Raw genomic sequence first — 25618 nt, 5'->3', positions numbered from 1 at the left:
ACAAATTTTCATTAAAAAATCCTCTTTAAGGATATTATATGGGTGGTTATTTATCAAAATTGTAAAAAATGGGCTATCAATTTATTCTTTTCTTTATAAACCATTTATCATTTAAAGATAAGCCTACATTAATTTTAAAATAACTTTCCTCAATTAGGTTTGCATCGGTTGTTCCGCGTCTTCCCAGTTCAAAACCTAAGTTAAGATTGGAGAAGTTCGCTCCTAATGGTAATCCTAATCCAAAAGTTATGCCAAAGTTATTTATTTCTTTATTGTTCACGGTTAAACCGGTTACATCGTAACGGAGACCGGCACGATAGGTAATTCGTTTATAGTACCCAGAAAGTGAACGATAATCGGGTATCCAATAACCTCCAAAGGCATAGGTATTCGCATCATTATATGTTACGTTGTCCAATGCCAGAAAGGAGTTTTCGAAATTGCTCATTTGTTGAAAACTGTACTCAGCACCCAAAAACCATTTTTTATTCTCCCCGAAACCAAGACCTAGCGTGGTTCTAGTGGGCACCTTTATCTCGGTGTTCCTAAGGTTTGATGCATCCAAATCCACATCTACCACCTCAATATTGTTGCCGTTGGCAATTGAAAAAGACCCAAGGGTCTGCGTGTTCTTGGAAACCAAATTACCTTGGGTATTCACTAACACAGAGGTATAGAGCGTGTATTTATCCTTTATTGTGGGCGTATAGTTAAGGGCATAGTTAAAATCGTATCCGTTTATCCGGGATTCGCGAGTATCCAATGTTCCAAACTGAACACCTTCCACACTTTGTACCCTTTCATATTCCAAAGTTCCAAAATTAAAATTGGCCGTGACCCCTATACTAAGATTTCTTATAAGCTCATATCCAATGGATGCGTACAAGCGGTTTACACCACCACTGCCGTCAAAAAAATTGGTCACTTCCGAACCTCCGGGCGTAAGTGAAGTATCGCTTAAACTATAGCCAACGGAAGAGTAGGGCATCAAACCAAAACCGAATCCCAAATTTTCGGCCAAGGGAAAACCAATGGAAAGATAATCCAAGTTGGTCACGGATGTATTCTGCTCATCCTCCCAGTCCTTTAAGCGGTATTCTTTATGCGATAATCCCGCTGTATATGCCGTCAACCGAAGTTTGGAGTATGCTGCTGGATTGGATAGATTGATGTGGATACTGTCCCCATACATGCTTATTCCTCCCATCATTTGGTTGTCCACGGTCCCGTGGTCCCTGTGTTCGCCCACCCCAAAATAGGAATATGGCGAAATTGTTCCGTTTTGTGCGAACAATCCATGGGCTGTCACGCAGAAAAAAGCGATCAGAATTTTTTTAATCATTCAGTTTGTGTTGTATTCCAGTAGGCCATTTAGCCCCTCCAAGAGAAATTTGGAGTTCGCAAATATGGTGTTTTTTAGCCTTTTGGCAAAAAAATGGGAGTCTCCGCCTGTTAAAATAACTGTTAAATCTTGAAAACGAGATTGATATTGATCGATAACTCCATCCACTTCCTGTGTCACACCATTGATTACACCGCTATGCATGCAGGATTCCGTTGAGTTGCCTATAAAATCCAACAATTCGTCCGGACCAAGCAATGGCAGTCCAGCGGTTTGGTTGTGCATAGCCTTGTACCTCATCTGTACACCGGGCGAAATAGCCCCTCCAACGTATTCCCCGGCATTGTTCACCATATCGTAGGTGATGCAGGTACCGGCATCTATGACCAAAGTGTTTCCTCGGGGATTTTGGCAATATGCCGCAGCGGCCAAAGCCAAACGATCCACGCCCAAGGTTTGAGGGGTGGCATAACTGTTCCTAAAAGGGACTTTGGAAGTATTGGTAAGCACGTGCACCTTGCAAAAAAGGGCAACAACATCCCTTTCCTTTCTATCCAATTTCCCTACTGACGATAATATGGCCTTGTTGATTCTCGGGTATTTTTCGAACAACTCCTTTATTATTGATAAAAACAGACCAGACTCCGAGGTTTGGTCATAGATTAACTTTCTGTTCTGGAAAACAGCATATTTAATAAGGGTGTTGCCGATGTCGATAACCAAGTTCATGTTGCAAAGATCGGGAATTGGAAAAAATCAAAACCTTTTTTTCGGGTTTTTGTTTGTATATCCTAATTTTGAAATTATATTTGCACCCGCTTAATAAAGCTTGGTACCTTAGCTCAGTTGGTAGAGCAACGGACTGAAAATCCGTGTGTCCCTGGTTCGATTCCTGGAGGTACCACTTTTAAATTTCACAGAAGCTCTGTAGGTCAACGACTTACGGAGCTTTTCTTTTTTCAGGGGACGAATGAGGGGACGAAATAAGTTTACATGGTTTGTTAAACCGAAAACTTAAAATCAATTCATTTTCTAATAAATTTTATAACTCACAGAAATTCTAGGTAAGATATCGTAATGCCTTATCCCTTTTTGGTTTGTACGTCTTATGGTTTATGTTTAACCCTGTAATATAATCCACATATTCTCTTTTCCTTCTTTTTGAAAATTGACGCAAAGGAATTACCACTACCCACTCAAAAAAATCATTATGCCCTACTAGGTCAGTTTTATGAGCTGAAATCAATCTTTCAAGAAACACATCGTAGACTTTCTTAGGCATAACTTGATAACTATATCTAAGCCATTTATACATCTTAGAATCATCGAAGTAATCAATTAATTCAAGAATAAAGTGACACTGCTCTTCTTCATTGAATTTTTTTGAAATCACCGATAGTCTTCCCCTAAAAGTTGGATAATCACGTCCATTATTATCCTCAAAAGGCTTTTTCAAATAGTTCAAAACCGTTTTACCGTAAAACCATTTATCTTCCAAAGATTTTACATTCTTAACATAAGATATCAATAACATTCCTTTTATTCCATTCAATCGATTTAAAAAATATTGCCCTGAAGACTTTTTCAATTGAAACATGAATTTTTTGCTTTCTTTAGAAGGGTATTTAGCAAAGGCATTGATTGAAGCATCAATAACCGAATCAACTTCTTGAGCTGTCAAACCACTGTCATCATTAGTTTTTTCAAACATTTTCAACAAGGTGTTCCCAAATGGAAAACCATCCTTACCCGTGGACTTGAAGTGCTCTAATAGGGTTTGAGAAAAAGGATAATCATAAACATCATATTTAGCAACATCCTCAGACAAAATATCATTTATCTTCAAAGACAACTTTCTTGAAATATTCTTTTTCAAATACCTCGTAAAAAAAGAAGTACGGTAAGATATTTGGTTAAATTCCTCAGTGTAGAAAATTAAATTTTTAATTAAATCAAAAAAAGATGAATATAACTGATAAAGTTTTGACTCATCGAAATCTTTTTTATAATTAGTATATAAATAATCATTAAGTATGTCAAGCACTTCTATAGTTGACGATGAAATCTTAATATCTAAAGTCATGTTAAGCAACTCATTTAAACGCAGAAAATGCTGCAGGTAATGCTCATACTTGCTCAACGAAATGGACTCCGCCTTATAAAAAAGCTCTAATACATCCAAATAGTAACTAACCAAACTAACTCTTGAAGCTTTATCCTTTTCATTACTTATCGAATAATCTAAACAAAGTTTAGAGGTAAGATGACGCCCTTTTGATTCTTTGTTTTCAAGCTCTCTAGCTAATCTTTTGTATGCACGTTTGGATATTACTTGCGATGCTATTTTGTAGTTTTCTAATGACTTAATTTTTGATACGCCAGATGGGTTGAAAATTAATTTATTACTAAAATTCTTCTGAATAGATGAAAGCTCACTGGTATCTTTGAATTTTGAAATGAAATATTCTATTTTTTCGTTTTCATCATCAATTTCATTGTTTACAAGAAATACACTTTTGAAATAAATTAAAAAAGAATTGTATAAATCTTGATTTACATTATCATAAAACCATTTAGTTCCATCAACTATTTTATTGAAATCAAGTTTTGGAAATAACTTTTGTATTCTAACATCTTTAAAAAGACTTTTAAAAAAAGGGTGTTCATTATGGTCTTCAACAATTATTTGTCTAAACTGCCCCTGTTTTTCATCCAAAACAAATTCTATAAGCAATTGTAGCACTGGTAAAGCGATAAATTCATACGCTTGATGCTTAAAGGTCATTTCTGAATAAACTTCATTTATCTTTTTAATCAACTTTTCCTCATCAAAAGTTGTATCTGAATCATTCAAATATTCCATCAAAGATTGGTATTTACCAAGTCTTATGAAATTATCAATATCGTCAGGGATTTCTTTATCTAAATCAATGTTAAGTATGAACGGGTCAAGTTTTTTAAAACGTATTTCTTGAGTGCTGAACAAAAAATTTCTTTGAGAATCAGTAAGCTTAACCTTGGAGTTTGCAATAAAATACAAGCCATTTTCATCTGGTTGCAAATTTGTTATAACCTCATTTATTTTACTCAGCAACCTTTTATCATATAGAATATGGTCGTATAAATCCTTCCACTCATATTTAATTATCAAAAGCTTGATAAAAAAACTAAGGTTATCCTTAATTACGTCACCATTTATGTAACCCTTGTTTGCTTGCTCAGTAACCAACCACATTTCACTTTGATAGTTGTTTAAAAACTGTATTACTTTACGTGGATTATTGGTAAATTCCTGACATATAATCCTAATACAAGCTGAGTTCAAACCTAATTTATATTTGTCATTAATAGCACTTGTAAACTCAGTCAACTCCTTATTTGAAAACGCCTTTAACCTCAAGATTAAATGAAAAATTTTTCTTAAATATTCATCAGCGTTGTCAGTCTTTTGAGCCAAAAAAGACGAAATCCCTTTCTCATCAACTGGCAAGATGAAAATTACCTTTTCGTGTTCAAGAAAGTTCTTTATAGTATTAAGCGTTAAAAGTAAGTTCTCGTCATCACAACGATCAAGATTATCAATTACAATAACAACTTTTTTAAATACAGGCCTGTTTAGTAGAGTTTGAATCCAATTATAAACAATACCCCCTGTGTTTCCTGTTATATCGGAAATTATTTCATCAAAGATTGTCTCAAACCTTTCTGGTTCTACCACCTTATTTTCCTTTATAACCACTTTATACTTATTTATCGTACTACTTGAAGCCTTTGAAAGAAGTGATACTGATATGGTAATTAATGCGATGACGGCCCTTGTCCTGTCCTCAATACCGAACATTGGGATTATAAAAATTAAAAATGCAAAAACTACAAAAAGAAATAGCAGCCAATCAGGAAGACTTAACCAATTAAAACGATGTTTTGTCTGCTTAGGATCTTCAACGGTAGATTCGGCGTATAATAATCTTTCAAGTTTAGATTGAGTTTTAACATTGAATTTTTTTGTCAACTCAATCAGAAAGCTTCTTCTAAAATCATCCTTTGAGTATTTCCAGGCATCAAATTCAAAATATCCTATTTTATCAGATTTAAGACCATTATGATTGCTTATTCTATTTTCCAAAGTGGATAAAATCGTAGATTTCCCACTACCCCAACTACCAAAAAGTCCTATATTCTTACTACCGTCACAATTATTAACTATTTCAAATATCGTATCTGAATAGGGCTTTGTTCCCAGTAAATCATTTTTTTCAGTCAGTTTTAATACCTCATCTGGTATAAAGTTAATCTTCATAAAACTTAATAATTCTAGTATTAAATTGAGATTAAGTCATAGGGAGAAGGAGACTGAAAAATACATTAAAAATTATTATTGTAGTATTTTTCATAATAACTTTTTGACTTTTAACAAAAAAAGTAAAAACAAAAAACTGCAGTGTTATTTTTATGCTTTGATTGAATTCATAAAACCTTTTGTAACAATGTCATATTCTTCTCAAGCAAACACTTCTTATATGAACTTGTTGGACAACTTAGAAAATAGGCTGCCAAGCAGCAATGATTTAAGCAACTGTCTGAATATTTAATTCTTTTCATCTAATCAGATTGTTTACTTTCTTTCTCCAGTTTATCCTTTAAATTTCCATAAAAATCAATAGAATTATCAATGTAGACGCGAGGTTTTCCAGAGGTAATTGAATACATTGAATCCAGAGATTCTAACAAATTTTGAATGACATCTACGTTTAATGCGGCGACAAAACTATGATTAACTCCACCATATTTCAACCTAACTTTCTCAAAACCAATGGAGGTTTGTAGAATTTTTAATTCGTCGTAGGTTTTACATTGATTTTCAGCGTTATGATCGAAAACCACACCTAACATATTCAAATCTTCATGCAACAAATATGCATCAATTATGGGTTGTCCGAAAAAAAGATTTTTTTCAAAATCCAATGTGATTTTACCAAAAGATATTGCCCCTTTAACCGCAATTTTATTTTTTAACGCATATTTTAAAAAATACCAACTGTCTACTAAAATTTTTACCAAGTCCTCTTTTGAGTCCTTTTTTGAAAAAAAAAGAAAAGAGTCGGAAAATGTTACTGATCTGGTTTGATACTTAACAATTTCCAAATTTGCCTTCTTCAATTTATTTTCATCAAATTCATGACCCTCAAGTTTTTCAACATGACTTTTAAGATTTTCAAGTTTTTTTAGTATTTCTGAATGCGATTTCCTTTGGACCATATCCTTAAAACCCAGTACATCGAAAAAAGCGACAAATCTATTATCTGTTTTTTCCCAATCCATTTACAGTATTTGTATGATTAAATTTTAAAAAAGTAGTGAAAATAATTTATATTATCATACTTGTAATTTTTTTAAGATAATTCTGATGTTTAAAATAAGTGAATATTCTTTTTAAGCTCAAGAACATAGTCCTAATTTTTTAAGAACTGTTTTTTTTGCATGTGACTGAAGCAACTTAATCTAAAATGGCTTTGTTCTTCTCATCCAATCTTCTATAAAGCGGCAAAGTTTGCCTGTTCAAATCGATACTCTTGACCCTCAAAAAAGTTCTATCTAAAGTATCCTTGACCGTGAACTCTCCCCTTACTGCATTAAGCTTTTCAAAGTTCCTTAAATAATCGGGTGTTGTATAAAAATCAGTGTACAACTGAGAGATCCGTTTGGAGCAATTCCAAGGCTGGCATTTGAACTTACCATAGTTTTTGGTAATATATTTTGTCACATATGAACCTGTAGCCTTAATATTCTTGGTATGTATTTGTTTTACATCAAATGCACTTGACGGATTGAAATTCTCATTCCTTGGATGCACTCCATTCTTCTTCTGTAATTCAATCCAATATTTCCACCACTTTTCAATTTTCCAATATTTGTTGGTGATAATGTGAAAATGAACATTCCCCTTGAATTCATCATTCTTGGTCTGTCTTTCTGCCACCCATAGATATTGAAAATCATCAAACCGCTTTTTGGCATTATCCAGAAACTTTCTGAGCAAATCAACTGCCTGTTCATCGTCCACTTTGTTCATGAATGTTAGGGTAACAAAGCTGAATCTCTTATAACATCTTGAAAAGCAAGTAATCTTCTTTCTGATTTTCCTTTTTGAACGTTTGGAGAGGTGTCGCAACTTGGGTTCGCCTGTTTTCTTTTTAACTGGCTTAGGCTTATCCTTTTTGGGTTCTTCTTCATCTTCTGGTTTTTTCTTCTTTCGTTGGAGTGATGAACCAGTAAACTCTTCTTCAGGAACTACACCGAACATTCTTGTGGAAAACTCAACACTTGTTCCATAGGTATTCTTAACTATCATGCTACGCTAAAAAATCGGAATCGTTGCGCATTTATAAATACCATATAAAGGTTTTTAACTAAAGGTTTCTATGAATGCGCAATGATTTCTAAAGGTTAAAAAAAAGAAAACGCTACTCGCTTATGAATGGCGGGATGAAACTGTCCCTGTTGAACCTACGCATAAAGGTACCCGCCCTGCGGTTATAGACGTTCATATATTCCCAATTGGGATGCTTTTTTCTTAGGAACAAGGAGAACCCGTTGAGCTTATGAACATATGTCCATTTCTTTGGCTTTGTACCATCTTCAAAAAACACGATAACGGAATAATCATTCTTCTTTTTTAACATGACAGCCCTCCTCTCTTATTTGCAGGGTTTATCAAGTTTAAAGCTTGATCAATATCTACCTTCTTATACAAAACCCTATTACCAATTCTATAGGCTCTAATCAAGCCCTCTTTTGTCCAATCGTGTAATGTAGGGAGAGAGATTCTTAGAAATTTAGCAGTTTCTTTTCTAGAGAACATATCAGGATCACTTGCTTTTGGCGGATGAGCAAATTCCTTAATCGCCCTTTTAATTGCTTTATCCAATGCTTCTTCAAAAGCAGTTTCAAAATCAGTTTTCTCGAATGTTCTTAATTCAATTTTTCCCATTTTCATTTTATTTTATCAATTAATAGTGGGGCAATGATAAAATGGGAAACACCCTGTAGTAGGTAGAGTAGTAACTACTTTAAAAAGGATAGTTTTTGGGAAACCATCCGAATATAAAATCCTATAAGTAGTGTTCAGACACTATTTTTAAACAATAAAACTCTATATACCAATAATTTAAATAGATTTAATCAAGTACCTGTATCTAATTGATTGACCTATCCCCAATACAGCAATAAAATAAAGCCAGTAAAGATAATGTTCTGTTATAGCCCAAATCGCAAATGGAATGGACACTATTATAAATTCTAATTGCAGAAGTCTTTTGAGTGATTTTCCAACCATATTCTTCTTAGAAAAGGCGAGCTCAAAAACAAACATGAAGAGCAAGGTTGGAGGCCAAACTACAACACCATAAGTAAAGAATGAAAATATTGAACCTAATATCCCTATTCTTAAAGATTGTTGTATACTATCAATTTGGCTATTGAAACTGATAAGCTCTTCAGTCAAACCAAGCACTATCACTCCCAAAAGCAAAGAAAGCCATATTATCCAAAGTGATTTAGGTATTTTATAATTTAATCTCAAATTTCAGTTTTAGAAATCTTGAATACAATTAACTAGAGATCTTCCAAATCTTTTTTTACCAGTTTCAATTCCTCGCCAAACTCCAAGCTTTCAAATAGTTTCTTTAATCTCTTTAAGCCCTTTTCTGTTTTAACTTTTTTACTTGTATTTCCTGTTGTATGAAAATAAGACAAGTGTTGACGAGTTGACTCTTCCTTCTCTTCAATTATTAGGGACAAGATTTTTGCATACTTTGTTTTCTCATATTCATCATTAAATCTCAACCCCATATAATAAAGTGCTAGAAGTTTTTCTTTGTGGGTTAATTCCGCTTCGCTCTTTACTCTTTTTTTGGAATCATTATCAAATCTCAAATTCTTCAACCAAGAATAAAATTTCGCTAATTCCTCAGCCTGTCTCACAACCATTAATTTCTGCTGTACTAGGCTTTCTGGTTCATTTGGAAGAGGTGTATAATTATAATTCCCCTCTACATAACTGTATCGAAACGCTAAAGCAAATAATTCATTTAAACCTTTTGGAACAACTATTTTAAAAACATGCAAAGATGTGCGGTTAGGAGCTGAACCACTACCTCCAGCTAACGCAGTTATCGGTGTGTGTTCTACTTTAGGCTCGAGAAAACGCTCTATTTCGGATATTTCATTTTCAACTAGGTTATTCTTGTTTGGAGCGTTTTCAAATATTGCTTTAAAGTTGCTCTTTAATTCTTCAAATACGGTTAAGCTCATTAATTAAAAAATGGGTGATTCAACAATTTATCAGCGTTCTGCTCTTGTGAGATTTTTATGTACTGCATAAAAGAACGCTCAGTTTTGTGTCCTGTTATCTTCATAATGGAAATACTTGGAACATCTGCCAAATATAAATTTGTTGCAAAGCTTCTTCTAGCTGTGTGTGTAGTGACCAACTGATATTTGGGACAATTGTTCTTTTGAACCTTACCGCCCTTGGTAATAGTTGTTTGTATCATCTGCTTTAATCCAGACACACTTGCAACTTCTTTTAAATACCTATTCATTAACTGATTTGTGTAAGCCTTGGGAAGTTCATTATTATATTTTTTGAGAATGAGCTTTACCGTAGGATGAAGCGGAACAGAAACACGCTGACCTGTTTTTTGTGTCCTAATTTGCAGGATGGATTTATTATAATCAATGTTTTCTGGTCTAATCTGGGTAAAATCAGAAAATCTAAGCCCTGTATAACACCCAACCAAAAACAAATCTCTGACCTTATCCAATCTAGGACTGGCAGAAAAATCAATACCCTCCATCTTTTTAAGCTCTTCAACGGTCAGATAAATATTTTCCGAATCTTCTTTACGTGCTTTAAACTTTCTCTTTTTAAAATCCATGTTTAGATTCAACCCTCTATCTGTGGCTTCATTCAGAAATATCTTAAGGATTTTGATATGCTTACCAACGGTATTTAATGAGAGATTACATTTATGAGTCAAATAGCTCGTGTACTGGTTATAAAACTCTAAAGTAATGGAATCAAAGTCCAAAGATTTATTATAGGCTTCTGCATACTCTTTTAAATGCCTTAAAGTAGTCCTATAGGCTTTGATAGTAGAGTGAGATTTTAAATGTTCACACTCTAGGATATAATCCTCCATAAACTTAAATAAGGTCGTTTTTTCGGACTGCAATACATTTCCATCAACAATTTGAAGAAAGGCTTTTTTCAAAATTGGATTTGTTGGCTGAACTCCATCATTTAGCAATTTGCGAAAAGCAGTATTAATTCCATTCTGCAAAACATCTAGTCTTGCATTAAATTCTGGATATTGAGGAAACTTCCTTGTTTCCTTTGCTCGATGATTCTTCTTGTTCCAAAATTTAGGGTCTATTTTTTCTCCTGTGGAATACTTGAATCTTTTGTACTGATAGTCATAAACCAAGTACACCAAAGTCTCTGATTTGGCATTTGGTTCTTTTAGAATAAATCTTGCATTTGGCATGTCCCAAATATAAACAAGAAAAATCCCCTAGGGGACGAGAGAGGGGACGAATAATTTTAATTTCGTTCAATTACACCTTATTTCAGTTTATCGGAAAACAGCCTAAAAACCCCTTATATACTCAGTAAATACAAGCAAATAAGATAAAATAGAGAAAGAATTTATGGGGTTCTGGAGGTACCACAAAAAACCCGGCAAATTTGCCGGGTTTTTTTGTTTAGGGCCCTACTACAACTACAACCTTTATTTTATTCCAATAAGCTAAATGATGTGTATATTCTTCTCCATCACAAGGTACATTATTGCAGTTGCGAGGGTGATTTTTACAATAACATAGCCAATTATTGTATTTTTATTACTTATTTTACATTAACAAACGTATTAGTGTAAATATTTTATTTTTTTTATAATAACAAAAATGGAATTGTGACTTCATAAGAGAGTAAATGAAAACTTTTAAAGCTGGCCAATATAGAAATCAAGGGTATTATAAAAGTTTCCAACCCGAACCCATCAATAGAAAATGGCTTTTGGAAGACATGGAGCTTTTACAGCTGTTGTCTCAGGCCGATAGACAGCTGGGTCGATTGGACATGTACAGCGAACACATACCAGACATTGATCTATTCATCAGCATGCACGTTCTTAAAGAAGCTACCCAAAGTAGTAAGATCGAAGGTACGCAGACCAATATGGAAGAAGCCTTACTCGATAAAGAGGACATAAGCCAAGAAAAAAGAAATGACTGGGAAGAAGTACACAACTATATCCTTGCTATGCAAAAAGCGATTGAAATGTTGGAAAAAATTCCATTTTCCAGTCGCCTTATAAAACAAACCCATAAAATATTGCTACAAGGGGTACGGGGAGAACATAAACTGCCCGGCCAATTTAGAACAAGCCAAAATTGGATCGGTGGAGCTTCCTTGGATGATGCCGTATTTATTCCGCCCATACACAATAGTATTGGAGAATTAATGGGTGATTTGGAAAAATTTGCACACAATGAAGAACTGTTCTTCCCAGACCTGCTTAAAATTGGGATCATACACTATCAATTTGAGACAATCCACCCCTTTTTGGACGGAAACGGAAGGGTTGGCAGGTTATTGATCACCCTATATTTGGTAAATAAGGAAATCTTAAAAAAGCCCATACTCTACCTATCGGACTTCTTTGAACGCAACAAGACCTTATATTATGACAATTTAATGCGTGCCCGGACCCATAACGATATGAAACAATGGCTCAAGTTCTTTTTGGTAGGAATCATTGAAACAGCCAAGAACGGGGTACACACCTTTAACGACATCCTTACATTAAAGCAAAAGGCGGAATTGAACATCCAAACCTTGGGCGCCAGGGCCACCAACGCCCAAAAGGTCTTACACTATTTATTAAAAAGGCCTATGGTCGATGTAAACAAAATTGTGGAAATAACGGGCGTCTCCCAAAAAACTGGCTATAATTTAATCGCGGACCTCGAAGAACTTCAAATACTAAATGAAATCACAGGGGGCAAAAGAGGTAAGGTGTATGTTTTTAAAGAATACCTGAACCTTTTTAATTCGTAAGCATTAGTATAAAGCCTTTTGTACCAAAGCCATTATTTCCTTTCCAAATGAAGTACTTCAGTTCAACTCCTTTGTGTCATACAATTTCCCTAAATTGGTAGTCATGGAATTTAGTTTTTTCAAAGGATTATTTGATATTAACAAAATACCAGCAAAACTTGCTTTGGTGTTCGCAGTGGTTTCTGGAGTATTACTTTTCTTTCCCGAGGACACTTTAAAAAAATTACAGGCTGACCAATTTGTTAGTGAATATGGATTATACATTGGTACTGTCTTTCTTTTTTCTACTGCTCTTACAATAATCAATGTTGGAATTTGGTTCCAAAAACAAATTAGGTATCAAATTGAACTTGCAAGGGCCAAATCCAGAATCAAGTACTATATCAGAAACTTAAGTCCGCGTGAAAAATCAGTACTTCGAGAGTTTTATATAGTAGGAAACACGATTAAAATGCCATATGACAACCCAGTAGTTAGCGGGTTAATAGAAAACAACATCATTCGGCCAGTAAGTCTTTTTCAGTCAGATTCTTCCTTTATAATCGATGGTCATTACACATCGATGACACTTGGTGACTATGCAAGAAAGATTATTAAGCCAAAATATGTTGATTTGATGACGCCTGAGATGACTGAAGAAGAAAAGGCTAAAATAATTTCGGAAAGACCCCCTTGGGCAGGAAGACATTAATTACTATATAATAAGCAAACCATGTCCCCCCACGCGATCAATTCAAAAACCTGTGGTGTTCAAAATCACATAGCGGCCTATCTCTCAAACCCTTCAGAAAAAAATTCCGTGATACTTAAATCAAAATAGGTAGCAATTCTTTTAATCGTACTGAATTTTGGGTCCCATTTACCAGTTTCTATCCGTCCAAAATGGATTCCGGTATCGTTATAAGCATCTTCTTGAGTAAGATTTCGGGTTTCTCTCAACCCCTTAATCCGGTTGGCTAAGTCTTTCAAAAAATCAACATTTTGCTGGTCGTTGTCCATCATACGACAGCAATGTCAAAATTTTGCAAGTCGAAATTAATGACTTAAACGTCATTTTTGTTTAATTTTGGGCAATCCCATTCACTAAAATGACCTATTATGCCAAATCTTCCCATTTCATACACTTTTACGGACTTTCTACACCAAAGTTCCCATACCCCACTGTGCATCACCTTTGCTACCCTGGAAATCACAAACCACCAAAACGGGCAGTTCCTCAACCAAGTGGAGCGGCGGCAGAGCCGCATCGTCCTGCAAAAAATACCACAAACGGGGCTGGCCCAGATGACCGTGCTGGACAATCTGGTGTTCCGCTTTTCCTTTAAATTCCGACTGCCCCTTGCAGCAAAGTGCCACAATTTGGAAATGCGCTCCCTGCCCCGCCCCTTGGACCGTGGCAGGCTGTGCGTGGACAACGAAAAGTTGGTGCTATCCTTTAGGATAAATGCCCCGGACCCGTCACTCCGCGTGGAGGTAACGCAGGTGTACAAAGACATTTGCAAGCTTGAAGAATTCAGCGCACCGTTATGCGGGCAAACCCAATAATTTGCTGTTTTTTTGGTTCCTTGCGCCGCAGATCAACCTGCCGCTCGGGCGCTTTTTTTGCTGTTCTTAAATTCACTAGGGCTCAAACCGTATCGTTCCTTAAAGATCTTGGAAAAATAGCTTCTACTGGTAAACCCAATGGAGTAGACCACCTCGGAAATGTTCATTTCGGTGGTGGCAATGTAATCGCGTGCCAGCTCCAATCTGGCGTGCCGTATATATTCCGTCACCGTTTTGTTGTACAACAACTTAAACCCTTCTTGCAACTTGGCTTGGGTTAGCCCGGTCTCGGCGGAAATATCTTCCAACGAAAAATCCTTGGCGATGTTCTTCTCTATTTTTTTGGCATACTTGCGGATAGTTTTCAGCTCCCTTTTCAGCAAACTGGTCTGCGGGCGTTTGTTCATCACTTCCTTGTTGTGCTGCATCATGTGCATGGACAGAATTTGATACACGTACCCTTCGACCATCATAACGTGCAACATGCCCTTTGCCTTTATTTTCTGTATCTCCTGCACCACTTCGGCAATCTTAAGGTTGTAAGAGCCGTAGTAAGCAAAAACCTTTTCGTGGTCCGTGTCCAAAAACACTTGGTACAACTGCTTGTTGAGTTCTTCGCCCTGGTTTAATCTTCGGCGCAAAAAATGTTTTCTCCGTACCTGGATCACGGTCTGGGAAATTTTTACATCCTTGGGAAAGTATCTGTCGGTAATGCCGCCATCGCGATTGGTGAGGATAACCGACTGGAACTGTTCCATGATCTTTATCTCGTCCTCCGGCTGGTACCCGAACTTATGTCCGCAATAGCCCTCCAAACAATAATAAAAACTGATCGGATTATAATCTGAGGTATCCATTTCTATGGTCACCTCGTCAAAAAAGGTTATTTCAAGCTCCAAAAAACTCACTCCCCAGTCAAAAGTGATAAAACGAATACTGCCTTTTGCCTTGTCGTTGGAAACATTCAAGGTATACTGCCCCCATCGCTCCTCTATTGTGCCACCAATTATATTTTTAATTTGCTCCACCGATGCTGCGGTATCCTGAGCGTCCACTTTAATTTTTATCATTGGGGTATTGTACTGCTATTTATTTCAAATTAGGTCCTAACCCATAAAGATAGGCTTTGTGGCGGTTTGTACAACTATTCGCCTTCACCTTTAAAATAGTTTTAATAAAATTTATGGAAAGCAGCACAATTAAATTGGTATGCGTTAAACTTTCTGTCTTCTTATGGTTTACTTGTGATTGACATTCCTAAAGATTATGATCTACAAACTTTCAAATGATGCCGGAAAAGAAATGATAGAAGAGGAGTTTGGAATTCCTTTCAGATATCCAAATTTATTTAAGCCAAACCCGATTGTCAATGGTTTCAATGAGACCAACCTATGTGTGGTGACCACGGAAAACCCCACCGAAATATCATTGGCCATTTGGGGACTGATGCCCCAAAACTTTAAGGAAGATTGGCATACATTTCAGGACAATGCCAATACCTTGAACGTAAAATTGGAAGAATTGGAAAGCATTCCGTGGATGCAAGAATCCTTTGAGCAACGTCGGTGCTTGATCATTGTAACCGGGTTTTACACCCATCTTTTGGAAAATGGCAATACCTGTAGCTACTATATTTATCAGGCATCCGGAAAACCATTTTACTTGGCCGGAACCTACAATATTTTAAATGATGGATTTTTATGTACCGCTTTAACGGTAAACAAAACAGACGCTTTCCTATCCAGCTACCATAACATTAGCAATTTGGCACCTGTAATCATCCCAAAAAACCAAGCAAGCAGTTGGTTGAACAAAAACACAGCCATCGATGATTTGGAAGATATCATCGAAAGGCCCAAAAAATTAAACCTGGAAGCCAAACGGATGTCCAACGAATTCTTTTTGAAAAACCTCACCGCCAATACACAAACCGATGCCCTGTTTGTCGGCTTTACACACTAAATAAGCAAGCATTGGCATTCACAGGGTGATTACAAACTGTTTTTTTCTTTAGCGTTAACATAAATACGGAAAACGGCAAGTTCGAATTCAAAAATGAGCGACATTTGTAATGTACTGATTAAGAGATGATCAGACAATAATTTAAAACACTACTATTATGTTACGATGGACAGTAACCTTTATAATTTTAGCCATTATAGCCGGTATATTCGGATTTGGTGGTATTGCCGCAGGAGCTGCAAGCATCGCTAAAATATTATTCTTCATATTCATTGTACTATTTATCATTTCGTTGATAACAGGAAGAAAAAAATTATAACAGCAAAAGCGCACTAATATAGAATCATAAACCCAAAACAGAGAACAATATGAAAAAGTCGATAAGTTTATTTACAATGGTTTTAGCAATGGTACTCACCTTGAGTTTGACCAGTTGCAGAGAAACAAAAGAGGATAAGGCCGAAGAGGCCATAGAAGAAGTGGAAGACGGGGTTGAAGATGCCGCAGAAGACGTGGAGGACGCCGCTGAAGATGTCGGAGACGACATGGAAGATGCCGCCGAAGATGTTAAAGATGAAGTAGAGGACGCCACCGATGATGACTCCTAACAAGTTTCAGGACTAAACAGAAAACTCTGGCAAGAAATTGCCGGAGTTTTTTTATGTCTCTGACTATTATTCTTCCCCCCAAACCTTAGTTTTAACAATATTCGTTCCTACCTTAGGACACATAAACACCACCATTTTTTGAAAACTGCTCTCGTCATAGTTTACATTTTAAGCTCAGTTTGGGCCATCGGGGCTATTATCTACCACGGAAGAAGGCCTTCGCGCTCTATCAGTTGGGCCCTCGCGATTATTGCCCTGCCCGTATTGGGAGCAGTGCTCTACTATTTGTTTGGGATGAATCGCAGAAAGTTCAAATTCTTCAATACCAAAGAGTTTGAGAAAAGAAACAAATACACCCACCCTAAAATTTCTGCCCAAGAAAAATTCTTGACCCATTTTAATACGGACATTAGGAAGGAACGACTCAACCGGCTGATAGAGACCAGCTCCAATACCACGGCAAAAGCCAAAAACAAAATAACGGCCCTACAAGATGGCGGGGAAACCTTCAACGTACTTTTTAAGGCCTTGGAAGAAGCCGAAAAGTTTATCCATGTACAGTATTATATTTTGGAAAGAGGCGAGCTTTTGGACAAAATGTTGGAGCTTTTTAAACGAAAAATCAATGAAGGCCTAGAAATTCGAATCATTTACGATTCCTTGGGAAGCTATCAATTAAGGGGGCGTCCCAGAAAAAATTTTAAGGATGTCGGGGTAAAGATCTATCCCATAATGCCGATTCGACTTAAAAACTTGCTGTTCTCGCTCAATTTTAGGAATCACCGAAAAATTGTGATCATCGACAACAAAGTTGCCTTTACTGGTGGCGTCAATGTTTCCGATAAGTACATTAAGCGAGAAAATGGTCTGGGCAAATGGAAAGATACCCATCTAAAACTTGAAGGACCCATCGTAAACGATTTACATCTGGTTTTTCTGAAGGATTACTTTTTTGCCAGTAACAAAGAGGATTTTCACATCTCGGATTACCTTACCGAACAAGAAGCAGCTGGTGACGTGGATGCGCAAGTGGTGGCAGGAGGACCAGATTCCAAGCACCCCACCATAATGCAGCAATATATTGGTATGATGAACCAGGCCAAAAGCTCCATTTGCATAGCAAACCCCTATTTTGTGCCTGGGGAGGCCTTTTTGCAAAGCCTAAAAATTACCGCACTCGAAGGGGTGGACATTAGTCTTTTGGTGCCAAAAAAATCAGATTCACAAGCGGCCAAGTTCGCTATGTTCTCTCATTTTGAAGAACTGCTTCAGGTCGGAATCAAAATATATCTTAGGGAGGACTTCTCGCACAGCAAAATAATGATTGTTGATGATGATTTGGTCTCCATAGGCTCTGGAAATTTCGATATGCGAAGCTTTGAGCTCAACTACGAGACCAATATCCTTATCTATAACAGGGAGATTGCCAAAGAAATGACCCAAGAGTTCAACAAAATCAGTGAAAAAGCCAATCTCGTCACTTTGGAAAGATTTCGGAACCGCACTATTTGGCAAAAATTTCTTGAAGGCCTATTCAAGTTTTTCAAACCCCTTATTTAGTTTTTACCAACAACGATTTGCATCAATTATTGATTGAATAAAGGCAAGTCAATTCCAACACAGAATTAACTTTGTTTCAAAATAAAACAATCATGAAAAATCTATTTTTAGTGCTATGTTTAATCGGAACAACGGCCGTAAGTGCCCAAAGCATCTCAAAAAATGCATTGGGTATACGAATTGGCGACAATGACGGATTTGGGGGTGAAATCTCCTATCAGCGTTACCTCAAAGAAAACAACAGGTTGGAATTTGACCTGGGTTGGAGGGATTCCAATAATGTAGATGCCTTTAAACTGGTCGGACTCTATCAATGGGTAATGCCCATAGATGGTGGTTTCCATTGGTATGTTGGTGCCGGTGGCGGTATTGGTTCTTTTGATGCAGGGGAAAACGATGGGATTTTTGCCTTGGTTGCTGGTGACATTGGTATTGAATATGATTTTAATATTCCATTGCTCATTTCACTGGACATGAGACCAGAGCTCGGTTTCAACGACGATTATTCCAATGACCTTGACTTGGATATCGCCCTTGGACTGCGATACCAGTTTTAAGCACAAATAAGACAATAAACAAGAGGCCGCCTAAAAAGCTTGTTACTTGTCAGTTCGAGCGCAGTCGAGAACCTAAAGCATATTGATAATCAATGGGTTTCGACTGCGCTCAACCTGACAAAATCAAAATTTTGTTGCTTTTTAGACGACCTCTTTTTTTAACCCTTTAATTTTGAAAAGAAAACTAAAATTACTTTTTCTACTGTCCATATCCGTATTTTTAATCATCCTTATTTTGAAAGAACTCAAAAACACCATCCCAGATAGTATTAGACCAGAGGTGGAGACTGCCCTAGGGCATTTTCCGGAACTTAAGGGCATTCCTATTGAATTCAAATTCAAAAAAAACATAAGAAAATCCGTAATGCAGGCCCAGCCGACCTGGAGCGCACTGCTAAAGCCCAAAAGCAAACGTAGCTACGTAATTCTTATCAGTGAAGAGTTCAAAATTTCCGGCGAAGAATTTAAAACGGTGGACATGCCTACAGATGTTTTGATAGGATGGGTAGGTCACGAACTTGGGCACGTTATGGATTACCAAGAGCGGGGAAACCTGAATCTTGTAGGCTTTGGCGTTCGGTATGTGTTGTTGAAGGAGTTCGTAAAAAAAGCGGAGCGTGCTGCAGATTCCTTTGCCGTATCGCGAGGTATGTCCGAATATATTCTGAAAACAAAGCGTTTTATACTCGACCATTCGGAAATTGATGAAACCTACAAAACAAGAATAAAGCAATATTACCTATCTCCCGATGAAATTATGGAAATGGTCAAAGAGCAAGATTCCCTAAATGACAATGGATTGTTATAAGTTTTGGGAAACAAATGCCTCCCATTCCTTAAAACGGTCCTCTCCCATAACTCTTTCCATTTTTACCTGTCCGCCCTTTTTCTTATTGGCACCGTTCCAATCCGCGAACATTTGCTGGGGCACAAAATTTACCTTCACCCCTTCCAAAGCTTTGCTTCGGGCAACTTTGTAATTTTTGTTGGCTTCTTTTAAGTAGCTGTCCAGGACGCTGGCCGTTTTTTCTTCGTCCAAATGCTCATCGGAACCCAAATACCACGTATGGTAAAATCCGTCATCAAAACGTTTCGCACAAAGTGTATATTCAGGAACCTTAATATTCAGTTCTTCCTCCAAATGTTTTACGGCATCATTCAATTTGTTCACCGAAAGCTGTGATCCCACGGTATTTAAAAAGAATTTGGTACGTCCCGTGATTTTTATTTCGGCTCGTTCCACATCGGTAAAGGCAATGGTGTCTCCAATAATATATCGCCACGCACCGGACACGGTCGATATTATCAAAACATAATCCACATCTGCTTCAACCTCGTCCAAGGTAATGGAGGGTGCATCATCCGTTAACGAACCATCTTGATTGACATACTCAGGTTCAAAAGGCACAAACTCAAAATAGATTCCGTTGTCCGTGATAAGTTTCATCGCAGTGGTCTCTGGCCTGTTTTGACAGGCAAAAAATCCTTCGGACGCCAAATAGGTATCTATAATTTGAATGGGGCGGCCCAATAGGGCATTGAAGCTTTTCTCGTAAGGGTCAAACGCCACTCCACCCGATGTAAAAGCCCGTAAGTTGGGCCATATCTCGTGGATATTGTCCACCTTATGATAGTCTATTACTTTCTTGAGCATCAGCTCCATCCAAGAAGGAATGCCGCTCAGGGCGCCAATATCCCAATTTTTGGCATTCTGTGCTATGGAAAGTACACGCTCGTCCCAATCATCTATTTTGGCGATTTGGTCACCGGGCTTATAGTATTTTTTGAACCAGAAAGGAATGTTACTGGCACTTATGCCGCTAATTTCACCTTCTTTTTTACCATCGCGCTCCTGCAGATTGGTAGAACTCCCCAACATCATGATTTCTTTCTCAAAAAAATCGGCGGGCATATCAAAATTGCTCATCGCAAACACCTGTTGCCTTCCAGCTCGGGTAATGGAGTCCAACATATCTCCGGTAACGGGAATTCTTTTGGGTTTTTTTCCCGTAGTACCCGAAGAAAGAGCAAAGAAATCAGGGCTTCCCGGCCAGACAACGTCCGCTTCGCCTTGAATGGTCTTGCTCCACCATTCATCGGTTATTTTTTTATAATCGTGGTAGGGTATCGCTTTGGAAAATGCCTTTTGGACATCGTTGGATTTTAAAATGGAATCAAAAACGTATTCTTTTCCGAATTGAGTATTCTTTGCCTTGGCCAATAATGTCTCCAAGGTCTTTTTCTGCTCTTCGACCGGACTATTTTCCTTGCTCAGCGCATCCCGAGCTTCGATAACCCCTTTTATAATGTTTCCTATGATTGCCATTTATCGGTAATTTATGTGTTTAAATTTACCCTAATAACGCAGGAAAGTTTCACTCAATCCATTTTTAGATTGACGTAAATCATCTTAAGCATTTACAGCGGCCGATAAAGAAGAGGAATCGGTGAAAACATCTCTGGCAACAGGCTGTTCCAAGTTGTTGGCAATTTTGGAATAAAGAGGCTCTGGTGTATCCCGATGTATTGAAACGTTTCCATTGCCAGGATCGATTTGAACAACGACCAAAGAAAGGTAATCCATAAGGTGTTCGGCTTCTTTTATGAGTATTCTAACTACCTGAAGCCGGACCGCATATTCTAAATTGATTTTGCGCTCATGGTGCAATGCCCTTTTATCCTTTAGATTTTTCCAGATTATTTCCAAGTCAAAATTTTCAACAAAAATAGCCCAAATAATATTTGTTTTACAATTACGTTACATTTATTTAACATTAAAAACATCTTCCTGCTTTCCTTGGCCCATCTTATTTCTTGCGAGCTAAGGACACATTATCAACCCGTTAACCCCCAAATCCATTTTTATTGGGTTTTTTTCAACACTTTAGCCGATCCACTTCTTAATGTTTTCATAAATATGGAAATCAAATAGTTCCATAGGCAAAAAATATCAAACTAACTCTTATATTTAGCCGATTGCGAATAATTTTAAAAACAAAAAATGACCCACGAATTACTAGAAAAGGCGGAAGAGTTTGAAAAAAGGCCCATGAGCCACATGTCCACCAGCGATAGGGTTAAGGCCTCAAGGGAAGCAAAAAGCTTGATTCTTTCCATAAACGAGATTTATAAAAAAACCAAGGATTCCAAATTAATGGAAACCATGAAAAACATTACCGCAAAGAAGCGTAAAATAGAAAAGCGCCTCAAAGGTTCCCCTTTGGTTTAATATACCTTTTGTGGAAGGGTGTTGGTGGTTCCAAAACCAATACCCTTCCCAAAAAACTTTTGTTCCCCTTCCCAAAACCTTCCTAAATTATTGTTTTTCAGCGAACAACTCAATTTCGCTAAGCACCCTATTACCTAAGAACAATACTTTTTCCATTTACATAACATTTATAACCAATTATGTCTTAATTACTGCAACCAATAAAAAACTGGATTGTATTAATGGGTGTTATAGATAATTTAGAGCTATAGTTTTAACTCAACTAAATACAAACACTCAGAAAAATGAACACTATGGAAGCAAAGCTAGGGTACCTATTCTGGTACGTTGTAATTGCACTATCCGTTTACGCTCTTTTAAGCAGTATCTACCTTTACATTAGTTAACTATACTAAACACTAACACAAACCCAATATAGTTAGTAATGTGTCTTTATAGGGGGCCCCTGATCAGGTGCCCTTTTTTAATTCCAGTTCATTCTCGGTAACAAAACTTCTTTCTTGTAGTGATAATCCTCCACATTTATTAGTACCTCATCCAAAAAAGATATCGCTTCATTTACATGAGGTCCTTTGTTCAACATTACACATTCAGCTTGAACCGAAGAAGTAATATCGGTTATTTCAGACCTTGAGGGCATGCCCTTCTTTGCAAGACTTTCCAATACTTGAGTGGCCCAAACCACCGGTATATGGGCTGCACTGCAAAACGATAAAATCCCTTCCTGCACCATTCCCATATTTTTCCAACCCACTTCCAATGCCAGATCGCCGCGGGCAATCATAATGCCCAAATGCTTGCGCTGCATCGCAGATATTAGAATGCTTATTAAATTCCTGTACGCCAAATTGGTCTCAATTTTCAGAATAATGCCCAATTCTTCATCTGCCCCCAATCTTTTCAATTCATACAAGAGGTCGTCAACATCATTTTCATCGTTTACATAAGAGTAATTTACGATGTCCGCATGAGCAACCACAAACTTCAAGTCTTCCCGATCTTTGTCCGTAAGCCCAGAAATGCCCAAATCCAAGGTGGGCAGGTTGATTCCCTTTTCTCCTTTTAGTTTTGCACCGCCAACTTTGGCCCGTGTTATTTTTACCCGAAACGATTCCGAAGCCGTTTCCACAACCTCGCCCTCGATTTTGCCATCATCAAATAAAATGGGCTCTCCTTTTTTTACACGTTGAATAATTTGAGAAGGTACACAACCAATTGTCGCAGGTTTCACAACGATTCCGTTTTTATCATACTCTGGAAGGGTTGCTCCATTTTCTCTGTCGGTAACAATAAGGTGGTCCCCTTTATTAAGTGGAATAAATTGTTTTTCTTTCTTTTTTGAAGCTTTGGATCGTTTTCCTTGCACAGTGAAATCAATGCTACCTGTTCTAACCTTGGACCCTGTCAAATCCATGGCAACTTTGACAGTGGCGGAACATTCTTTAGCTGCTTTGCGCACATTGTCAATTATGGCTTTCCAAACTTCGGGACCATCATGCGCGCAATTTATTCGAGCACAGTCCATCCCGTTTTTTACCATTTGCAACACCATATCGTAATTGGTGGCTGCCTCGGTGGGCTGCGTGACCATAATCCTGACCCTTCGCGATTTGGTATTGGTCCCAAAAAGTTCATCAGTATGTTTTACAAGTAATTTCGCACCATCACCAATGCTTAAAAACTCTTTCTTGGAAAGGTCTGGAGCAGCTCCCAATAAGCTGTTAACGATAATTTTCAGATTGATGATACTCCCCAAAATATTCCCTTCCGAATTGGCAAGACGCGTTAAGCCCAATTGCTTTAGACCCTTTTGCATGTTTCGGGCATCAAAACTTCGGAAGGTAGCATAGTGCAATAAATTTTTTGCACTTTCCCTATAAACCGGACACACCTCAGCAGGCAAAATACCATCAATAGCCTGTTGCCGTTGAATCAAATTTATGACTTCGTCAATCTGCAAAGCCATTTTTTGCAACTGTTGCCGTGTAATACCCATACCCACTATTTATGACAAAGATCATAAGTAAATCGTTCAAAAAAACTGACATTGATCAGCGTAATGTAACATTACCAGACAGATTGCATCTTCTTGATGGATTCAATTGCAATGGGAGCCTGCTTATCCTCATTTACAATAATTAAGGTATGGTAAGGGCTTGTTGGGAATATCTGTTCTGTCATGGAAAGCATTCCTTGGTCCACAAACAATTCCATGGACGACCAATCCATTAATATTTTGAACTCTTTTACATCTCCCTCTATACCGTTTAAAGGTGCGACATGCTTTTTGGCTCCAAAATCTTCTTGAAAATCAACTTTTCCGGACAAAGTTCTATCTACAGAAAAAATCTGATTGTCGGAATCCATAGTCATTACAAACGCCTCATCCAGTTCATTTTTAAACAGTAATTTAAAATTTTTAGCGGCCGTTCTAAGCCGAATCTCTGATTGATTGAGCCCTTCTACCTGTAAGGTATCCGATGTATTGGCCGCCACCTCAACCTCATTGACCAGTGTTGAATTGGTCAAACCACTTATTTTGTCAATTGGGTAATTTGTCAAAAAGCAATCATCCGCAACTTTGTGCAAGGATAATTTTCGGGGCACCGTCATAGCACTTCGCCATTTCTTTGTAGGCGTATCTCGGGCGTAGTCCCAGTTGCTCATCCATCCTATAAAAATACGCTCCTCTTCCGGAACATTGTTATAGGTTACTCCTGCGTAATTATCTGTTCCGTAATCAAACCATTTAGGATTCTTTTGATCGGAAGTAAAAGTTGTACCATCAAAATCTCCCACGAAATATTGAGTCCCACTGCCACCATTTGGGGCTCCGGGGTTAATACTAATGATCAAGACCCATTTTTCCTCATTGGAACCCTCTACTTTCAAGGGAAAAAGATCCGGACATTCCCATACCCCGCCATGGGCACCCTGCGATTTACCAAAATCGCTCAAGTATGTCCAATCCTTTAAGTTTTTGGAACTATAAAATTTGGCGTGGTCCCCAGCTACCAAGATCAAAATCCAACTGTCAGACGGCTCATGCCAAAATACTTTGGGATCCCTAAAATCCTTGATGCCATCGTTAAGAATCACAGGGTTGTTCTTATACTTTTTCCAAGTGTCGCCATTGTCCAAACTATAGGCTATACCCTGAGTTTGAAAATCCTTCCTTCCAGCCTTCTCCCCTTCCATGGAATGGTATGTGAAAATGGCCACCAAAGGTGTTTTCCCATTTGCACCAAAACCCGAGGTGTTTTTCTTATCCACTACTGCACTCCCGGAAAAAATATAGCCGTGCTCATCAGGGTAAAGTGCAATGGGCCTGTGCTTCCAATGCACCAAGTCCTCACTTACAGCGTGTCCCCAATGCATGGGGCCCCATACAATATCCTCCGGGTAATATTGGTAAAAAAGATGGTAAACCCCTTGGTTAAAGACCAACCCATTAGGGTCGTTCATCCATTTTTCCTTTGGTGAAAAGTGGAATTGCGGACGATACTCCTCCTTGTACAATGATTCCTCTTTCGGTTGATTCGGCACTTCTTCCCTTTTTTCCTTACAAGAAACAAGTGCAGCCATCACTATGCAACTGATAATTAGTCTAAACATTACCTTAAGTTAAAATAATCTTTTTCAAGATAAAGAAATTTTATCTCCCACCTTACATGCTTCTGAAAACCAAGAAAT

26 protein-coding genes and 1 tRNA gene are annotated in these 25618 nt (G+C 37.5%); 11 read left to right on the top strand and 16 right to left on the bottom strand.

Annotated features, from left to right (window positions below; genetic code table 11):
• Positions 1 to 76 precede the first annotated feature (76 nt).
• Complete coding sequence (gene bamG, locus J4E06_RS04895; RefSeq protein ID WP_349522920.1) at positions 77 to 1342, bottom strand: BamG family beta-barrel-assembly machinery protein; 1266 nt, start codon at positions 1340 to 1342, stop codon at positions 77 to 79.
• The gene (locus J4E06_RS04890) at positions 1343 to 2071 is read right to left on the bottom strand and encodes a type III pantothenate kinase (protein ID WP_349522919.1); all 729 of its coding nucleotides are present in this window, start codon (positions 2069 to 2071) and stop codon (positions 1343 to 1345) included.
• A 102-nt stretch (positions 2072 to 2173) separates the two neighbouring features.
• On the opposite strand from J4E06_RS04890, the gene J4E06_RS04885 reads away from it, so the two are divergent.
• Positions 2174 to 2246: transfer RNA gene (locus J4E06_RS04885), tRNA-Phe, on the top strand.
• A 156-nt stretch (positions 2247 to 2402) separates the two neighbouring features.
• Here J4E06_RS04885 and J4E06_RS04880 read toward each other — a convergent pair.
• The 8 genes from J4E06_RS04880 to J4E06_RS04845 all read right to left on the bottom strand — a co-directional run bounded on the left by J4E06_RS04880 (position 2403) and on the right by J4E06_RS04845 (position 10890).
• Positions 2403 to 5642 (bottom strand): KAP family P-loop NTPase fold protein, encoded by a 3240-nt coding sequence (locus J4E06_RS04880; RefSeq protein ID WP_349522918.1) that lies wholly within the window; start codon positions 5640 to 5642, stop codon positions 2403 to 2405.
• 302 nt (positions 5643 to 5944) lie between these two features.
• Positions 5945 to 6664 carry a hypothetical protein gene (locus tag J4E06_RS04875; RefSeq protein ID WP_349522917.1) on the bottom strand — a complete coding sequence of 240 codons (720 nt, stop codon included), beginning with the start codon at positions 6662 to 6664 and terminating at the stop codon, positions 5945 to 5947.
• A gap of 175 nt (positions 6665 to 6839) precedes the next feature.
• Positions 6840 to 7694 (bottom strand): rolling circle replication-associated protein, encoded by an 855-nt coding sequence (locus tag J4E06_RS04870; RefSeq protein ID WP_349522916.1) that lies wholly within the window; start codon positions 7692 to 7694, stop codon positions 6840 to 6842.
• A gap of 112 nt (positions 7695 to 7806) precedes the next feature.
• Positions 7807 to 8025 carry a hypothetical protein gene (locus tag J4E06_RS04865; protein WP_157810735.1) on the bottom strand — a complete coding sequence of 73 codons (219 nt, stop codon included), beginning with the start codon at positions 8023 to 8025 and terminating at the stop codon, positions 7807 to 7809.
• Complete coding sequence (locus J4E06_RS04860) at positions 8019 to 8333, bottom strand: helix-turn-helix domain-containing protein (protein WP_198519649.1); 315 nt, start codon at positions 8331 to 8333, stop codon at positions 8019 to 8021. Before J4E06_RS04860 ends, J4E06_RS04865 begins: the two co-directional genes overlap by 7 nt.
• A gap of 177 nt (positions 8334 to 8510) precedes the next feature.
• Positions 8511 to 8924 (bottom strand): hypothetical protein, encoded by a 414-nt coding sequence (locus J4E06_RS04855; protein ID WP_349522915.1) that lies wholly within the window; start codon positions 8922 to 8924, stop codon positions 8511 to 8513.
• Positions 8925 to 8956: 32 nt separating this feature from the next.
• On the bottom strand, positions 8957 to 9655 hold the full coding sequence (locus J4E06_RS04850) for a hypothetical protein (RefSeq protein ID WP_349522914.1): 699 nt from the start codon (positions 9653 to 9655) through the stop codon (positions 8957 to 8959).
• Positions 9655 to 10890, bottom strand: a complete 1236-nt coding sequence (locus J4E06_RS04845; RefSeq protein ID WP_349522913.1) for a tyrosine-type recombinase/integrase — start codon at positions 10888 to 10890, stop codon at positions 9655 to 9657. Before J4E06_RS04845 ends, J4E06_RS04850 begins: the two co-directional genes overlap by 1 nt.
• Positions 10891 to 11336: 446 nt before the next feature.
• Between J4E06_RS04845 and J4E06_RS04840 the strand changes: the two genes are divergently transcribed.
• Both J4E06_RS04840 and J4E06_RS04835 read left to right on the top strand, forming a co-directional pair.
• Positions 11337 to 12464: a Fic family protein gene (locus J4E06_RS04840; protein WP_349522912.1), complete on the top strand. Its 1128-nt coding sequence runs from the start codon at positions 11337 to 11339 to the stop codon at positions 12462 to 12464.
• A 103-nt stretch (positions 12465 to 12567) separates the two neighbouring features.
• The gene (locus J4E06_RS04835) at positions 12568 to 13155 is read left to right on the top strand and encodes a superinfection exclusion B family protein (protein ID WP_349522911.1); all 588 of its coding nucleotides are present in this window, start codon (positions 12568 to 12570) and stop codon (positions 13153 to 13155) included.
• A 77-nt stretch (positions 13156 to 13232) separates the two neighbouring features.
• Here J4E06_RS04835 and J4E06_RS04830 read toward each other — a convergent pair whose 3' ends face one another.
• The gene (locus tag J4E06_RS04830; RefSeq protein WP_349522910.1) at positions 13233 to 13433 is read right to left on the bottom strand and encodes a helix-turn-helix domain-containing protein; all 201 of its coding nucleotides are present in this window, start codon (positions 13431 to 13433) and stop codon (positions 13233 to 13235) included.
• 129 nt (positions 13434 to 13562) lie between these two features.
• Between J4E06_RS04830 and J4E06_RS04825 the strand changes: the two genes are divergently transcribed.
• Complete coding sequence (locus J4E06_RS04825) at positions 13563 to 14009, top strand: hypothetical protein (protein ID WP_349522909.1); 447 nt, start codon at positions 13563 to 13565, stop codon at positions 14007 to 14009.
• A gap of 32 nt (positions 14010 to 14041) precedes the next feature.
• On the opposite strand, the gene J4E06_RS04820 is transcribed toward J4E06_RS04825, so the two are convergent.
• Positions 14042 to 15079 carry a helix-turn-helix domain-containing protein gene (locus tag J4E06_RS04820; RefSeq protein ID WP_349522908.1) on the bottom strand — a complete coding sequence of 346 codons (1038 nt, stop codon included), beginning with the start codon at positions 15077 to 15079 and terminating at the stop codon, positions 14042 to 14044.
• A 196-nt stretch (positions 15080 to 15275) separates the two neighbouring features.
• On the opposite strand from J4E06_RS04820, the gene J4E06_RS04815 reads away from it, so the two are divergent.
• The 6 genes from J4E06_RS04815 to J4E06_RS04790 all read left to right on the top strand — a co-directional run bounded on the left by J4E06_RS04815 (position 15276) and on the right by J4E06_RS04790 (position 19504).
• On the top strand, positions 15276 to 15971 hold the full coding sequence (locus J4E06_RS04815; protein WP_349522907.1) for an SOS response-associated peptidase: 696 nt from the start codon (positions 15276 to 15278) through the stop codon (positions 15969 to 15971).
• Between the two features lie 157 nt (positions 15972 to 16128).
• The gene (locus J4E06_RS04810) at positions 16129 to 16290 is read left to right on the top strand and encodes a DUF1328 family protein (RefSeq protein WP_014032233.1); all 162 of its coding nucleotides are present in this window, start codon (positions 16129 to 16131) and stop codon (positions 16288 to 16290) included.
• A gap of 49 nt (positions 16291 to 16339) precedes the next feature.
• The gene (locus J4E06_RS04805; protein ID WP_349522906.1) at positions 16340 to 16579 is read left to right on the top strand and encodes a hypothetical protein; all 240 of its coding nucleotides are present in this window, start codon (positions 16340 to 16342) and stop codon (positions 16577 to 16579) included.
• Between the two features lie 138 nt (positions 16580 to 16717).
• Complete coding sequence (gene cls / locus J4E06_RS04800; RefSeq protein ID WP_349522905.1) at positions 16718 to 18139, top strand: cardiolipin synthase; 1422 nt, start codon at positions 16718 to 16720, stop codon at positions 18137 to 18139.
• Between the two features lie 92 nt (positions 18140 to 18231).
• Positions 18232 to 18696 (top strand): hypothetical protein, encoded by a 465-nt coding sequence (locus J4E06_RS04795; protein WP_062787350.1) that lies wholly within the window; start codon positions 18232 to 18234, stop codon positions 18694 to 18696.
• Between the two features lie 172 nt (positions 18697 to 18868).
• On the top strand, positions 18869 to 19504 hold the full coding sequence (locus tag J4E06_RS04790; protein WP_349522904.1) for a hypothetical protein: 636 nt from the start codon (positions 18869 to 18871) through the stop codon (positions 19502 to 19504).
• Here J4E06_RS04790 and J4E06_RS04785 read toward each other — a convergent pair.
• Both J4E06_RS04785 and J4E06_RS04780 read right to left on the bottom strand, forming a co-directional pair.
• Positions 19499 to 21022, bottom strand: coding sequence for a GH3 family acyl-acid amido synthetase (locus tag J4E06_RS04785; protein ID WP_349522903.1), 1524 nt, complete (start codon positions 21020 to 21022; stop codon positions 19499 to 19501). The genes J4E06_RS04790 and J4E06_RS04785 overlap by 6 nt on opposite strands.
• A gap of 84 nt (positions 21023 to 21106) precedes the next feature.
• Positions 21107 to 21403, bottom strand: a complete 297-nt coding sequence (locus J4E06_RS04780) for a hypothetical protein (protein WP_349522902.1) — start codon at positions 21401 to 21403, stop codon at positions 21107 to 21109.
• Between the two features lie 294 nt (positions 21404 to 21697).
• On the opposite strand from J4E06_RS04780, the gene J4E06_RS04775 reads away from it, so the two are divergent.
• Positions 21698 to 21925 (top strand): hypothetical protein, encoded by a 228-nt coding sequence (locus J4E06_RS04775; RefSeq protein WP_014032240.1) that lies wholly within the window; start codon positions 21698 to 21700, stop codon positions 21923 to 21925.
• Positions 21926 to 22388: 463 nt separating this feature from the next.
• Here the strand turns inward: J4E06_RS04775 and J4E06_RS04770 are convergent, their stop codons facing one another.
• The gene (locus J4E06_RS04770) at positions 22389 to 23921 is read right to left on the bottom strand and encodes a pyruvate kinase (protein WP_349522901.1); all 1533 of its coding nucleotides are present in this window, start codon (positions 23919 to 23921) and stop codon (positions 22389 to 22391) included.
• A 71-nt stretch (positions 23922 to 23992) separates the two neighbouring features.
• Positions 23993 to 25540: a glycoside hydrolase family 32 protein gene (locus J4E06_RS04765; protein WP_349522900.1), complete on the bottom strand. Its 1548-nt coding sequence runs from the start codon at positions 25538 to 25540 to the stop codon at positions 23993 to 23995.
• Positions 25541 to 25618 lie beyond the last annotated feature (78 nt).

Origin of the sequence: Allomuricauda sp. NFXS6 (assembly GCF_040148835.1) — a bacterium.
In the GTDB taxonomy this organism is placed as follows: domain Bacteria; phylum Bacteroidota; class Bacteroidia; order Flavobacteriales; family Flavobacteriaceae; genus Flagellimonas.
Note: the sequence above shows the minus strand (reverse complement) of the source record. Positions and strands in the feature narration are given on the sequence as shown.